Below are 14,937 nucleotides of genomic sequence, written 5' to 3'. Positions count from 1 at the left end.
TGTTAGGTTGAACAGGAATTTACACTATTCGATTATACTTTGTCAAGATTTTTCCACCCCTGGAAGGGTTATCGACAAAGGAGAGATAAAAATTAGAATTCTGTGAAAAAATGATTGGTCGGCTGGTTTCTTTTTCGTAGATTGAGAAAAGTAGACAGTAGATAGGGGAAAAAGTAGGTAGTAGACAGGAGACAGCAAACAGGGAACAAGAGGCCTTGCGAAGAGCAGTGGTGCTCGGAGAATCTAACAAAGTCGCTCTAAGAAAAAAGGTAAGAGAAAGAGGTGCACTATGGATTTTTTTGAAGTAGTGAAAAACAGGCATTCGATCAGGGCTTTTAAGAATAAAGAGATAGAAAAAGAAAAGTTAGACAAGCTTCTCTTTGTGGCGAACTCTTCGCCTTCTGCAGGAGACTTGCAGGCTTATCAGATTTTCCTGGTCAGGGAAAATGCCCAGAAAATAGCTTTAGCCAAAGCTGCTTATGGACAGGATTTCATTGCCCAGGCTTCGGTCGACTTGGTTTTCTGTACTGATCCCCTGAGGTCAGCTCGTAAATATGGTAGAAGAGGCTCAGAACTTTATTCTATCCAGGATGCTACGATCTCTGCCGCCTACGTCCATTTAGCTGCAGTAGATTTAGGATTGGGAAGTGTGATCGTTGGTGCTTTTGATGAAGAAGCGGTCAGCAAGATTCTGAATTTGCCAGGAACCTTAAGACCTATAATAATTCTTCCTGTCGGTTATCCGGATGAAGAGCCGGAAACGACTCCTCGCCGAAAGATTGACGATCTGGTGAAAGAGGTTGAATAAGCATGGATTCAAGGAGCCGAGGGTTCAAGTGCTGGGAGAGGACTTTCGCTCTCTGTTGGTCTCCTGACCAACAGAGAAGAATGTTTTCTTCGTTGGTGAGGACACCAACGAAAAGCAATGCTATCTTGAATCCGTTATTCGTCATCGGTAATCCGTCATCTGATTGTGCTGTTCCGCCAGGAGCTACTCCTGATGGAACAGACTAAAAAGAACGCTGGAGTGTAAAGCCTCAAGGTCTTGAGACTTTAGCTTTACCTATAAACCTGAAGGTTTATACTCCAATTTGCTCTCGGTTGGTCTCCAGACCAATGGAGAAAACCTCTTTTCTTCGTTGGTGAAGACACCAACGAAGAGCATAAAAGACAAGCAAGAGCAAGCTCTTGCACTCCAGTTAAGGGCGAGGAAACCTCGCCCCTACAATTCAACATTGGTTATCTTTATTAGTCATTTCCTTCCGATTTTTTGTTTGACAAGCTGATAAAGAGTTAATATCTTGGCAAAAATTTAGTCGATATATTTAATGGAGGTGTAAATGTCAGAAAATAGAAGACCAGTTTTTACCGGGCTAATACTGATTGTGATTGGTTTGTTGTTTTTCTTAAATAACTTTGGATACATAAGCGGTGACATCTGGAGATTCTGGCCCCTGATACTGATTATCTGGGGAATTAAAAAACTAGTTTATTGATTATATAAAATATGCAAGATCCTGGACTAAAAATGTTTCTGTTTTTCTCTGAGCTTTTGGGCCGCTCGGTCATCGACTCTGAGGGAAAATCTCTGGGGAAATTAGTGGACCTGAAAGTGAAGATGGGGGAGCTTTTCCCTATGGTGATCACCCTGAGAGTCAAGGAAAGAAGCACTAAAACTCCTTTAGCCTTAGACTGGTCCGAAGTCGAGAGTTTAAATGGCAATATCATCACTTTGAAACCGGAGGCAGAGAAGAAATTTAAACCCCTGGAACTGAACGAGGGGGAGATACTCCTTAAAGAGGAACTTTTAGATAAGCAGGTGGTGGACACTTACGGGGCAAAGATCGAGAGGGTAAACGACGTCCATCTCCTGATAGCAAATGGAGAGCTGCAGATTGTGCACATTGATTTCGGGATGAGGGGGATTTTCAGACGTCTGGGATGGATTAAGATCGTGGATTTTCTCACCAACTGGTTTTTCGCCTATCAGTTGCCGGAGAAGATGATCTCCTGGAAATACGTTCAGCCTTTAGCCAGCGACCCTCAGAAAAAGAATCTGATACTTAACGTTACCTTAAGGAAACTACACGAACTCCATCCTTCTGACCTGGCGGACATAATTGAGGATCTGGACCAGGGGAAAAGAGCTACGGTCTTTAAATCTCTGGACACCCAGACTGCCGCCGAAACCCTGGAGGAAGTTGACCCAAAGCTTCAGGCTTCTTTGATCGAGTCTGCCTCAGAAGAAAAAGCCTCCGATATTTTAGAGGAGATGGCACCGGATGAAGCCGCAGACTTTCTGGCTGACCTGCCAGAAGAGAAGAAAAGCAAGCTCATCCAGACCATGGAAAAACCTCACCGCGAAAAGTTAGAAGAGCTGTTGACCTTCGAGGAAGGAACTGCGGGAAGTATAATGACCAAAGATTTTATCTCTATACAGGAGGATAAGACTATCAGCGAGGCAATCGACGAGTTCAGAAAAACCACTCACCCTTTGGAGACGATCGCATATCTTTACGTTACCGATAAAGAAAATCATCTGGTTGGAGTGTTGACGGTAAGACATCTCCTCTTGTGCGTTAATGAGGCGCCCTTATCCAAGCTCATGAACACCCATTTGATCAAGGTCAAGCCGGACGAGGACGTCAAAGAGGTGGAGGAGATTTTTAAAAAATATAAGTTTATGGCAATTCCGGTGGCGGATGAGGAAAATCATCTTACTGGGATAATTACCCTGCGTGATGCTGTGGAATCAAAATACAAAGAATTTTAAACCAACTTATTAGTTGCGTCAGGAGCTACTCCTGACGCCTGTTTCTGCTGTCAGGACTGAGGTCCTGACAGAACATAAAAGAATTTTGAAATATCAATTGGAGTATAAACCTTTAGGGACTGTTGAAAAACTGTAATCAGTAGAGTGTCATTCTGACCCCGCCTTTGGCGGGGGAAGAATCTCCATATCGCTCAAAGAGATTCTTCGGTCGTCCATTTGGACTCCCGCAGAATGACAGGGTGGATTTCTTTTCAACACACCATTCAGGTTGCCAAAGAAAGGCAAAACTTTAGCTCCAAATAATAAATTCATAGAATATGAGAGAGAGCTTTTTTAAATCTCGCTGGAAAACCCTTCTAATCTTCCTGGCAGTAGTGGGCCCAGGGATTATCACCTCCAATGTGGATAATGATGCTGGCGGTATAACCACCTATACCCTGGCAGGCGCCAATTACGGTTATGGTTTACTCTGGTCTTTGATTCCAATAATGGTGGTTTTGGTGATAATCCAGGAGATGAGCGCCCGGATGGGGGTGGTAACCGGTAAAGGACTTTCTGACCTTATTCGGGAAAGGTTCGGCGTTAGGATCACTTTTTATCTTCTTCTAGCAATACTCCTGACTAACTTTGGAAACGTGATTGCAGAGTTTGCCGGAGTGGCTTCAAGCCTAGGGATTGTTAATGTTCCCAAATATGTCTCAGTACCGTTGGCTGCTTTTGTTGTCTGGCTTCTGGTAGTGAAAGGGACTTACAGGTCAGTGGAAAAGGTCTTTTTATACGCCTGTTTATTTTATGTAGGCTATATTATCTCTGGTTTTTTAGCCAAACCAGAATGGGGTTCAGTCAAAGACAGCCTGCTCGTTCCAAAATTGGAGTTTTCAGCCGGACGCTTGGGCATGCTCATGGGACTGGTGGGAACGACCATTGCACCCTGGATGCAGTTCTATCTGCAGGCCGCAGTGGTAGAAAAAAATATAAAAGTAAAGGATTACAAACATTCCAGAGCTGACGTCATTCTGGGAAGTTTTATTGTTACCATAGTAGCAGGGTTTATAATCCTCACCTGTGCGGCAACGCTTTTCAAAGCTGGTATTCCAGTCAACAATGCAGCAGATGCGGCTCTGGCTCTGAAACCCTTAGCTGGAAGGTATTGCTCATACCTTTTTGCCTTCGGGCTTTTAAATGCCTCTTTATTTGCAGCGTCCATCTTACCACTCTCGACTGCTTTCGTAGTCTGTGAGGGGATGGGGTGGGAGAACGGGGTGAATAAGAAATTCTCCGAGGCACCCCAGTTCTACGGGCTTTACTCACTTCTAATTTTCTTTGGTGCCGGGATTATTCTTCTGCCCGGAATTCCTCTTTTCCCGGTGATGTATATCTCCCAGGTGATAAACGGGATCGTCTTACCAGTTCTTTTGATCTTCATCCTGGTTTTGATAAACGACAAAAAGCTGATGGGGGATTATGTCAATAAAAGAGTTTATAATTTCCTCTCCTGGGCAACGGTGATCGGCTTGATTTTGCTGAGTTTTGGTTTATTGATCTCAATGCTCAGGGGATGAGTATCAGATTAAGCTACAAATCACAGAGGTCGTAGTTCGTAGCGTCGGGCTTTATGCCCGACATTTTTTAGGCATTTACCAGTAGAGACGCATAGCCATGCGTCTCTACATTTTTAAAAAAAAGTATGAATCACACCTTGAGGCGGTAGGGGCGTATTGCATACGCCCCTACAACTGATTCCCTGCAAAATGTCGTTCTTAAGTAAAAAAACATGCCCAGGTTGGGGGCAACCCGGGTCTACCGGTTCTGGGATTGGTGGAACAGGCATCTTGCCTGTTCAATCGGAGAAGGTAGCGACGTATTGCTCTTTGTCTTCGCTCAGAACCGTGAGCCGGTTGAACTGCAATACGCCCCTACCGCCTAAATAAAATGGGGACAGCTTAGATTGAGATAACGTAGGGGGGCTAGGGAAAACGCTACCTCAAATGGCTATCCCCATAATCAAAAATCTTTATGTCGTTTTAATCTAAGTCATCTGTGTTTATTACCGATTGGATTTGCCCCGATGCTTTTTACAAGATTATCGGGATAAATCTAAAATCCTTTAGTCAGAAAGAGTTTTTAAATCAAATCATCTTTTAAAAGTGGAGCCGACGGGGGTCGAACCCGTGACCTTTTGACTGCCAGTCAAACGTTCTCCCAACTGAACTACGGCCCCGGAAAAACAAGGCTCAAGGGTTTAAGGGTTAAAAGGTTCAAAGTTTAAAGCCAAAAAACAAGAACAATAATAATAACTGGCGAAGAGTTGTCAAGGAAAATCTGTCAAGATTTCTCTACGTGGTAGGGGTACGGCAGTGTAGGGGCGACCCGGCGGGTCGCCCCTACTGGTTACTTGGAAGTGAAAACAGCCTGGTCGATTTTGGTAGTGTCTCCCAATACCCCGAAATGGATATCCTGGATGTAAGCTTTAGCAGCAGATTCTATGTCCTTCGGGGTCAACTTTTTGGTTTCAGCAACGAATTTAAAACTTCCCTGCCAGCCTATTCCGGAGATCTCTCCTCTGGCCAAGAAATCTGCCTGGGAGCGATTTGTCTCCAATCCCAGATAGTAATTAGTCAGAAATACATTTACGGCATCAATGAGCTCTTTCTGGGAAACTGGATTAGACTGGAGTTTATCTACCTCTCTTAACATCACTCTCATAGCGGAGTCCGGATCAACTGTGGTTATGTAGAGGTATCCGAAATTGGAAAGCCGGCTACTCATCCCGCTACTTACAGCATAGGTAAGGTTCCTTTTAGTTCGTAGCTCCTCAAACAGACGGTCGTCCAGGATGGATAAGGCTATTTTCATAGACGCATAGTCGGGCTGGGATAAATTGGGCACATGATAAAATCCCATGATGTAATTGGTAGGGAGTTTCTTTTCAACTATCCTTAACTCAGGCCTTTGAACCTTAGGTGCATAAGGCGGCTGGTTAAATCTAAAATCTCCTGCCGGAAGCTGGGAAAAGGTTTTCTCGATTTTTATCTTGAGTTGACTCTCATCCAAATTTCCCACGACTACCAGAAGTAATCTGGAATTAACAAGATTATCCTTATGGAAGGTTTTCAGCTCCTCAGGACTTATCCTGGCAAGAGATTCCTCTGTTCCCCGGATGCGGTTGTAATAGGGATGGTCAACATAGAAAAGTTTTTCAGAGATTTGCTGAATGTAGGGATCAGGGTTTTCCTTCTCATTTTTAGCCGCATTGATCATCTGCTGCCGGACTAAGTTGATCTCCTTTTCAGAGAGAGCCGGGTTCAATATCACGTCTGAGAAGATCTCCCACGAACGGTCAAAATAGTCGGTGATGCATCTTAAACTTAAGGTAGAATAGTCGCTGGAAACCTCTGCCCCTATCTGCGAACCCATTCTATCCAGCTCCGCGCTCAAGACGTCCTTAGGAAAGTTCCTGGTTTCTCTTTTGGAACTGTTCAAAAGAAAAAGCTCTATCCCCTGGGTTGAATCGGATAAAAGCTGGGCTCCACCTTTAAAATATAGATTGGCTGAAACCACCTGGTTAGTGGGAACTTTCTTGAAGATCACCTTCAAACCGTTGACCTCAAAACTTACCACGTCCTTCTGGGCTAAAAGAAGCGGTGGTAAAAAAAGATAGACTGCAAGGATTATAAATGCCGGGATGAAAAGATATTTTTTCACAGTAAATCCTCCGGTTTTAAATTAATCTTGGATTGGTTCTCAGAAGAAAGCATCACCCCGATGACGTAAGGTTTGTCTTTGATATAAGCGTCCACATATTTTTTTATATCCGCACGGGTGACTTTCTTCAGGTTGTCAACATAATTTAAATAATAATCTATTCCGGCACTGCACCACCAGAAGCCCAGGTTCAAAGCAAACTGGCTGCCGGTCTCCCGGGTGTAAATATCATCAACTGCCAGTTTATTCTTCGCATACTGCAGAAGGTCGTCTGAAAAGTAATCGTCCTGCTCAAATTTAGAGACCTCCTGCATTATGGCTTTGTTAAGCTGGAGGAGCTTGTCCGGAGTGGTCTGAGCGGTGATTTGTATAGGGCCAGTGTGTTCCTGAGTGTAATAACTTAGATTGCAGAATAGAGCCAGCCCGGTTTCCACTAAATTTTTTTGAAAACTTGAGTTATCCTGTGACAAAATGTAAGAAAAAACATCTGCGGCATAGGTGGACTTGAGATCCTTTGAAAGGCTCGGCCCCTGCCAGGCGATTTCCAGGGTGACCGTTTTCACCGGCTGGTCAACTATCTCCGCTTCGCTTTTGTTCAAAGGAGGGTGAACCGGTATAGGATATTCCTTAAAAGGATCAGGTCCTTTTTCCCAGGAGCTAAACAGCTCCTTTGCCAGCTTGAAAATCTGCTGATGCTCTATGTCCCCTGAGACAATCAAGCCTGAGTTGTTGGGGATATAATATCTTTTCTGAATGGTCATCATCTTTTCAGGAGTGGCTGTTTTTATAATTTCTCTATCCCCGATGACATTTTTTCTGCTGAAATACTTGTACCAGAGCTTCTTTCCAATTGCCTGGTTAAGATGAAAGGAAGGGGTTGCCTCGTTTCTGTCATACTCGCCTAACACGACCTCCCGTTCTTTCTCCAGCTCTGCCTGGTTGAAAAGCGGGGTCTCTATGGCATCTTTCATAAAGACCAGTCCTGGCACCAGGCTGTCTTTGGAGAGGGTGAAATGATAGTTCACATACTCGGTAGAAGTGCCTCCATTCCAGACCATCCCTAATTCCCTCTGTCGCTCCATATATTTCTCCTGATTCGGAATAGCTTTGTTTCCCTTGAAGAACATATGCTCGTACAGATGGGAAAGTCCATTGTACTCAGGTGGCTCGGTATAGGCACCATTCTTGACAGCTATGGAGATTGTTACCAAAGGAACAGTATGATTCTCAATAGCGATTACTTCCAGGCCGTTGTCCAGTTTTGCAGTGAAAATCCCGTCTTTACCTCTGGGTCCAGTTTCAGACTGAGCGTATAATAAGGAGAAAAGAAGAAAGAGAAAAAAAGAAAAGCACAAGAGAATCTTTTTGTAACGCATAAAACCTCCGACCGATTAAAAGTTTAACACCTTTTTATTTCTTATACTGAAAAATTCCGATTCCGGTTTCATAAACTTTCCAATTTTACAGAAAAAGGAGACGGGTGTCAACTCTAAAGTTAAAAAAAGTGAGACGTAAGATGTGAGAAGTGGGATGAGAAAGATGTGAAAAATCAGAAAGACCCAATCAGATGGTATGAAGATTCAGCCTTGACTTTTCTCGATCGGAGGCGCTCTTTTTTTGGATATATTAGAAAAAGAAAACTTGACAAGAATCGATAATTCGATATAATTGTGCCTTGGAACTTGAATTGATTAAGTGGTTGAGTGGTGCGGTCTAATCACTAATCACTCTTCACTAATCACTTCCCTCCCCGCCGGAGTGGTGAAATTGGCAGACGCGCCGGACTCAAAATCCGGTGAGGCTTAAACCTCATGTCGGTTCGATTCCGACCTCCGGCATTGAAATCAAGTTGGGAGTTTGGCGTTTGGAGTTTGAAGAAAGGTCTTTAAAAGACTATACTGGGACTGTCTACTGCAATCTGACTTTCTGGAGTATAAACCTTCAGGTTTTTGGTGAGATCGAACTAATCCGTTACACGTGTAATATGTCAGATACGGTTTTGGAGAGCTCGAAGGGTCTCGGACAACACCAGTTCAAATTTTTGCATGCCACGTGGCGTGTACTCATACCGAATATGGCGAATGTGACGTATGTCAAATGGAACGTCGGGATTTTGAGTTATTAGAATCACATTTTTACCTAGCGCATGACATATACCAAGTTCGTATAGCACATTGGGATTATTGTCCGTTAGATCAGCTATAATGTAGCGTGCGGTGATGACAGCTTCTCGTACATCCTCCATTATAGGCTTGATCGAAAAGATCTGATCGGCACGCGTGACTGAAATCCCTAATGTCTGACACACTTTGAAGATGTGGTCTTCGTAGATAGGACGAAGTTCGTCACGAAACGGCATCAGCACGAAACATCCGCCACCTCGTCGCCTAAGCGTTCCAGGTGCGATCGAGCTAAGAGAATCGCGTAATTTCTGGAACGTTTCTAGCGCTTCATCGAGTCTATCAGGAAGATTGTGTAGAACGACTATGTCTTCGCCTGCCCGCAATCGGCCATTTACTGCAGCAATGTCTAAGTAGTTGTCGACCATGCGCTTGTTAATAAATCCATCATCTGTCAATGACGCCTTCTCGTACTCAGAAAAGCGATCTTCTGCGATTTTTTTCCGGATTCTTCTCTTTAATTCCAGAATTTCGGGAGACATGTCATCTAGACAACGCGGATTGAGCAGGGATGGCCGTAAACCAGTCCAGAGATAAAGACACGATACGCTGTAACCGTAGGTAGCGCGTAGTCGTGCCGCTCCAAAGACTGACGTTAGTATAATGCCGTCATGATCGGCCTCAAGTGCATCTTCTATTGTTCGGGATTCAATTGCTGTATAATAGTCACCCCACTTCTCTATGTGGATAAAGTCATTTGCGAAGAGTTTCTGAAGAATGCCAGGATACGAGATAAAGTAATGCTCGAATCCTTCATCCTCGCCCTCCCTCATTGGTCGGTCAGTGTATCGCGGAAGCAAGACTATATCAGAACGTCGTTGCGAGAATAAAGAGAGCAGAAAGGTCGTCTTACCAGAACCGGACGGTCCACTTAATGTGTAGATACGTCCCATACCCGCCTCAAAGAGTAATAGCTTTTGACTTCCTTTATATTCTCATCTTTAATGGCTTTAGATTAGAAGACTCTCAATACAAAATGATTAGCCCTCTATATGTACCTCTAAAGTCAAGGATTCAGTTATGATGTCGACTCCGTATCTATCTATCAATTGCTAAAATAATGCAAAAATAGAAAAAGTCAAGTTGAAATGCTGACAATGATCCTCTTGATTGTTGGAATATCTTGGTTATAGTTTTTGAATGAGGAATGAGGTCCACGATTGCAGCAAAAATCTTACTGACAGGCAAGAAAATCCTTATGCATCAAACATTCACGTGCGTAAACCAAATATAATTTATGCTTAGGATATTTTTTGAAAAAGATTCTGGTCAAGGGATATTAGTAGAAGTAAACATAGTACCCTTCCTTTCAATTCCTCTGAGTACGAGGTGACTGTAGGTAATATAAGCATTTGTGTGTAAATCAGATTGCTTAGGGAAAGTTTAATACAATTCAAAAAATCCTTGACTCTTTTCGTATTTGTTGTATAATGCTTGTGACCCTTCGGGGTGAGGTGCAATTCCTCGATCGGTGGTAAAGCCCACGCGTTCCCCGCCAGCGGCGGGGGGACTGAGCTGGTGAAATTCCAGTGCCGACGGTTAAAGTCCGGATGAGAGAAGGGAGAAAAAAGGCTATAGGCAAAAGTCTATAGTCTAAAGGCTTGAGAATAACCCAGCCCCACCCCGAAGAAAGTCGGGGTTTTTTTGTCCGAGAAGCGGATCCGTTAGGATTGGTGGCTCTATGCAGGATGTAGATTTGATGAAATTAGCTTTGGGGCTCGCCCGCAGAGGTGAGGGGAAAGTCTCTCCCAATCCGATGGTGGGTGCAGTGATTGTCAACAACGGCAAAATAGTTGGCTCAGGTTATTATCGGAAATTCGGAAAGACTCACGCGGAGGTTAATGCCTTGAAACAAGCTGGCAAAAGAGCACAAGGCGGGACGATGTATCTGAATTTGGAGCCGCACTCTTTTTATGGAAAGACTCCTCCGTGCACGGATTCAATAATCAAGGCAGGAATAAAAAAAGTTTTTAGCTCGATGCTCGACCCAAATCCCAGAGTGAACGGGAAGGGGATTAAGAGATTAAGGGATGAAGGGATCAAAGTAAATTTAGGACTGCTGGCGGATGAAGCGAAAAGGTTAAATGAGGTTTATCTGAAATATATGACAACAGGAATTCCGTTTGTGATTTTAAAAGTTGCCCAGAGCCTGGACGGTAAGATTGCCACCCCTGCGGGCGACTCAAAATGGATTACTTCTGAGGATGCCCGCGATTACGTGCACCGGCTCAGAGGCAAGGTGGATGCGGTTTTGGTGGGGTCCAAAACCATACTCAAAGATAATCCGGGCTTGACTATTCGTGAGAAAAGAGGAATAAATCCCAAGAGAATTATCTTGACTACAAACGGATTTATTCCGCCAAATTCCAGAATCCTGTGTGATAATAAAGACGGTAAGACAATTGTCGTCGCCTCCAAAATCACTCCTTTTCTGAAAGGCTGCGGAGCGAAAATCTGGGAGATAGAAAAAACCAAATCAGACCAGATCAATCTCAGGAAATTCTTAAAAAAAGCAGGTCAGGAAGGGATAGCTTCGATTTTAGTGGAAGGTGGGCAAGAGACTTTCACCTCGTTTCTCAAGGAAAGGCTCGTAGATAAATTCTATTATTTTCTTTCTCCAAAAATCATAGGAGAAGGATTGGATACCTTTGGTGACCTGAAGATTGAAAGGATAAAGGATTCTTTGGAACTCAAAGATTTAACCCTCAAGAAATTTTATAAAGATTACCTTTTAGTCGGATATCCTGACTGGAGGAATTAAGAAATGTTTACTGGCATCATAGAAGAAATTAGTGAAATCAAGAAAATCACTTCAGGGGCTGAAAGCAGGAAATTGGAGATAAAGGCAAAAAAGATTCTGGTTGGTCTGCAGATCGGGGAAAGCATTAACATCAATGGTGCATGCCAGACGGTAATACAGGTCAAACCAGATTCTTTTGTAGTCGAGTCAGTCAAGGAGACTTTGAAAAGGAGCAATCTTGGCCTGCTAAAGAAAGGGGATAGGGTGAACTTAGAAAGGGCTTTGAAATTATCGGACCGATTGGGAGGACATCTTTTGACAGGTCACGTGGACTGCACAGCAGAGATCAAATCCGTAAGCTCGGATGGTGACAGTTCGATATTTAAATTTTCCCTGCCTCCGGACTATTCCGCATTAGTAGTGGAAAAGGGCTCAATAGCAATCGAGGGGATAAGCTTGACTGTAGCTGAATTGAAGAAAAGCTCTTTTACTGTTGCAATAATACCGTTTACCCTGAAGATGACTAACTTGCGAGATAAAAGGGCGAAAGATATAGTCAACCTCGAATTTGACCTTTTCGGAAAGTACGTCAAAAGAATGTTAGAGGAAAAAGAGATTAAGAAAAGTGAAATCACTGAGGAATGGCTGGAACAAAGACTTTAAAAGTCTAAAGGCTTTAGGCTAAAGTCTAAAGTCAAAGAAAGAAGTAAGATGAAGAGGTTAAACGTAAGACGAAAGGAAAAAAGCTACCAGCTACAAGCTATATTAAGAGTCGCGTAGCCGAGCCTTTAGGGCTTGGCGTGGAGGTCTAAAACCTCCGCTACGCGTTGAAAAAGATGGAAATGACTAAATTGAATAGCTATTAGCGAGCAGCGAAATTGAAAGAGGTGTTTTATGTCAGAGCTTAACTCGATTGAAGAGGCGATTGAGGATATAAAAAAAGGGAAAATAGTCATTGTAGTGGATGATGCTGACCGGGAGAATGAGGGGGATATGATAATGGCGGCTGAAAAGGCAACCCCGGAGGCGATTAACTTCATCTCCAAATATGCCCGGGGACTAATCTGCATTCCTCTTACTGGTAAAAGATTGGATGAGCTGAATCTTCACCCTATGGTCGGGGTGAACACAGCTAAGATGGGAACCCGTTTCACCATTTCTGTAGATGCAATCCGCAACACCACTACGGGAATCTCAGCCCATGACCGGGCGGAGACTATTGGGGCATTGATCGATAATAAAACTATGCCAGAGGAACTGGCGCGTCCAGGGCACATTTTCCCGATACAGGCATTAGATGGCGGGGTTTTGAGCCGGGCAGGTCACACCGAGGCGGCAGTTGACTTGGCCAGAATAGCAGGGCTTTATCCGGCAGGAGTTCTGTGCGAGATAATGGATGAGGATGGGCATATGGCACGACTGCCCAGGCTAAAAGAGATGGCTCAGAAATTTAACCTGAAGATTATCTCCATAAAAGACCTCATCGAATACCGGAGAAAAAATGAGAAACTGGTCAAAAGGGTAGTAAGCGTTAATTTCCCCACTCATTTCGGGAATTTCAAATTGCACCTATATAAAAGCTCCATTGACGAGCATCATCACTTAGCCCTGGAAAAAGGCGAGGTCAAAGGAAAAGAGAACGTTCTGGTAAGAGTTCATTCCCAGTGCCTGACCGGGGACGTGTTTCATTCCAAAAGGTGCGATTGCGGAGACCAGCTTACCACTGCCCTATCGATGATAGAGAAAGAAGGAATAGGGGTATTTCTCTACATGCGGCAGGAAGGAAGGGGTATAGGTCTGTCCAACAAAATCTTAGCTTATGAGCTGCAGGATTTAGGTATGGATACGGTCGAAGCGAATTTAGAATTAGGTTTTGAGGCCGATTTAAGAGATTACGGCATTGGGGCTCAGATCCTGGTTGATCTGGGATTGAGCAGTATCAAGTTGATCACCAATAATCCTCGTAAGATAGTCGGTATTGAGGGATATGGCTTGAAAGTGATAGAAAGAGTTCCTATGGAGATGGAGCCTACTCCGGAGAATTTAAAATACCTGGAGACCAAGAGGGATAAATTAGGACACCTGTTGAAGATAAATAATTTACCTTTGAATTGAAGATAAAAAAAATTAAAGGAGGTTTTATGCCCAAAACTATCAAAGGGGACCTGCACGCCAAGGATAAGAGCTTTGCTCTGGTGGTCTCGCGCTTTAACGAGTTCGTCACCCACAGGCTTTTGGATGGAGCTTTAGATTGTCTTTACCGCCACGGTGCAGATGAGAGAAAAGTCACCATCGTCTGGACCCCAGGCTCTTTTGAGATTCCTTATGCTGCGCTTAAACTGGCAGAAAGCAAGAAATATCATGCGGTGATCTGCCTGGGTGCGGTTATAAAGGGTGATACTCCGCATTATGATTATATCGCCAGTGAAGTGACCAAGAATATCGCCAGGATAACCTTGGAGACAGGTGTGCCGGTGATATTTGGGGTTATCACCACCGAGAATTTAGAACAAGCTATTGAAAGGGCAGGGGCCAAAGCTGGTAATAAAGGCTGGGATGCAGCACTCTCGGCAATTGAGATGGTGAACCTGTTTGAACAAATTTAAAAAAGGTCTATAGTCTAAAGGCTAAAGTCAAAAGCCGAAGAATCGTAGGGCGAGGCCGTTCCAATGGATCCAAATCCGGACAAGGTCTTGTCCACAGGATCCTGGCGAAGACTTCAGCCTTGCAACAAGGATATAAGAAACCCTGAAGGGTTGCCCTACGAAAAAAATCTAAATGCTACGACCTAAAGGCTAAAATATGGGTAAACGCAGAGAGGCAAGAGAGCTGGTTTTGAAATCGCTTTATTGCTGGGAGATAAGCGGTAAGAAGCCGGATGAGGTGTTCAGCGACCTTGTGTCCCAAATAGAGCTTGACAATTCGTCCAAACTTTTTTCCAGAGAACTATTCAAGAAAGTAATTGAGCACCAGAAGGAAATCGATGAGCTGATAAAGAAGAACGTTCAGCACTGGGATTTCTCCAGGATAGCAGTGGTGGATAAGAATATCTTAAGGATAGGTATTTGTGAACTTTTATACTTAGATGATATTCCAGTAAAAGTATCTTTAGATGAAGCTATTGAGCTGGCTAAAAAGTATTCATCTGAGGATTCCGGCTCTTTCGTAAACGGGGTTTTGGATGCCGTAGCCAAGAAGATTAAGAAAACATGATCTGGTTCTATCGCGTGGCGGAGGTTTTGAACTGATGTAAACGATACAAGGATTGTAATTGTAGGGGTTCAAAATTTTGAACCCCTACGTCTTTCTGAACAGGAAAAGATTGACAAATTTACTAAAGGGTGTATATTTAAAACTTTTGGAGCTGTCGAAGCATATAAAGGTTTAATCCTATGAGCATCATCCGCTGGTATAAGAAAGACCCGATAAATGTCTGGTTATCGGCATTGGTGTTTTTATTTGTTTTCTTGGTTTACCTTTACTGTATGGCACCCACTGTTTCTTTCTGGGATTGTGGAGAGTTCATTGCCTGCTCTTAT

General features: G+C 43.6%; 12 protein-coding genes, 2 tRNA genes and 1 riboswitch. Of the genes, 10 read left to right on the top strand and 4 right to left on the bottom strand.

What is annotated here, in order from left to right:
• Positions 1-289 precede the first annotated feature (289 nt).
• From MUP17_05690 to MUP17_05675, 4 genes are all read left to right on the top strand, one after another.
• Entirely contained in the window at positions 290-808 is a 519-nt protein-coding gene (locus MUP17_05690; GenBank protein MCJ7458463.1) for a nitroreductase family protein, read from the top strand.
• A gap of 532 nt (positions 809-1,340) precedes the next feature.
• Positions 1,341-1,496, top strand: a complete 156-nt coding sequence (locus tag MUP17_05685) for a DUF5668 domain-containing protein (GenBank protein ID MCJ7458462.1) — start codon at positions 1,341-1,343, stop codon at positions 1,494-1,496.
• Positions 1,497-1,528: 32 nt separating this feature from the next.
• Complete coding sequence (locus MUP17_05680; protein MCJ7458461.1) at positions 1,529-2,773, top strand: CBS domain-containing protein; 1,245 nt, start codon at positions 1,529-1,531, stop codon at positions 2,771-2,773.
• A 317-nt stretch (positions 2,774-3,090) separates the two neighbouring features.
• Positions 3,091-4,335, top strand: a complete 1,245-nt coding sequence (locus MUP17_05675; protein ID MCJ7458460.1) for an Nramp family divalent metal transporter — start codon at positions 3,091-3,093, stop codon at positions 4,333-4,335.
• Positions 4,336-4,921: 586 nt separating this feature from the next.
• Here the strand turns inward: MUP17_05675 and MUP17_05670 are convergent.
• The 3 genes from MUP17_05670 to MUP17_05660 form a co-directional block, all read right to left on the bottom strand.
• Positions 4,922-4,994: transfer RNA gene (locus MUP17_05670), tRNA-Ala, on the bottom strand.
• Between the two features lie 170 nt (positions 4,995-5,164).
• Entirely contained in the window at positions 5,165-6,478 is a 1,314-nt protein-coding gene (locus MUP17_05665) for an insulinase family protein (protein MCJ7458459.1), read from the bottom strand.
• Positions 6,475-7,854 carry an insulinase family protein gene (locus tag MUP17_05660; GenBank protein ID MCJ7458458.1) on the bottom strand — a complete coding sequence of 460 codons (1,380 nt, stop codon included), beginning with the start codon at positions 7,852-7,854 and terminating at the stop codon, positions 6,475-6,477. Before MUP17_05660 ends, MUP17_05665 begins: the two co-directional genes overlap by 4 nt.
• Before the next feature lie 376 nt (positions 7,855-8,230).
• Here MUP17_05660 and MUP17_05655 point away from each other — a divergent pair.
• Positions 8,231-8,316 (top strand) — tRNA-Leu (locus MUP17_05655).
• Between the two features lie 149 nt (positions 8,317-8,465).
• Here the strand turns inward: MUP17_05655 and MUP17_05650 are convergent.
• Entirely contained in the window at positions 8,466-9,551 is a 1,086-nt protein-coding gene (locus tag MUP17_05650; GenBank protein MCJ7458457.1) for a hypothetical protein, read from the bottom strand.
• A gap of 543 nt (positions 9,552-10,094) precedes the next feature.
• Positions 10,095-10,224, top strand: a riboswitch (FMN riboswitch).
• Between the two features lie 115 nt (positions 10,225-10,339).
• Between MUP17_05650 and ribD the strand changes: the two genes are divergently transcribed.
• The 5 genes from ribD (at position 10,340) to nusB (ending at position 14,611) form a co-directional block, all read left to right on the top strand.
• Positions 10,340-11,419: a bifunctional diaminohydroxyphosphoribosylaminopyrimidine deaminase/5-amino-6-(5-phosphoribosylamino)uracil reductase RibD gene (gene ribD / locus MUP17_05645; GenBank protein ID MCJ7458456.1), complete on the top strand. Its 1,080-nt coding sequence runs from the start codon at positions 10,340-10,342 to the stop codon at positions 11,417-11,419.
• 3 nt (positions 11,420-11,422) lie between these two features.
• A complete protein-coding gene (locus MUP17_05640; GenBank protein MCJ7458455.1) occupies positions 11,423-12,061 on the top strand; it encodes a riboflavin synthase in 639 nt (212 codons plus the stop codon).
• Between the two features lie 231 nt (positions 12,062-12,292).
• Positions 12,293-13,513 (top strand): bifunctional 3,4-dihydroxy-2-butanone-4-phosphate synthase/GTP cyclohydrolase II, encoded by a 1,221-nt coding sequence (locus MUP17_05635; GenBank protein MCJ7458454.1) that lies wholly within the window; start codon positions 12,293-12,295, stop codon positions 13,511-13,513.
• A gap of 26 nt (positions 13,514-13,539) precedes the next feature.
• Positions 13,540-14,004 (top strand): 6,7-dimethyl-8-ribityllumazine synthase, encoded by a 465-nt coding sequence (gene ribE / locus MUP17_05630; protein MCJ7458453.1) that lies wholly within the window; start codon positions 13,540-13,542, stop codon positions 14,002-14,004.
• Positions 14,005-14,200: 196 nt separating this feature from the next.
• Entirely contained in the window at positions 14,201-14,611 is a 411-nt protein-coding gene (gene nusB / locus MUP17_05625; protein ID MCJ7458452.1) for a transcription antitermination factor NusB, read from the top strand.
• Positions 14,612-14,937 lie beyond the last annotated feature (326 nt).

The sequence above is a fragment of the Candidatus Zixiibacteriota bacterium genome, assembly GCA_022865345.1.
Taxonomy (GTDB): domain Bacteria; phylum Zixibacteria; class MSB-5A5; order MSB-5A5; family RBG-16-43-9; genus RBG-16-43-9.
This window is presented reverse-complemented; position numbering and strand designations above follow the sequence as displayed.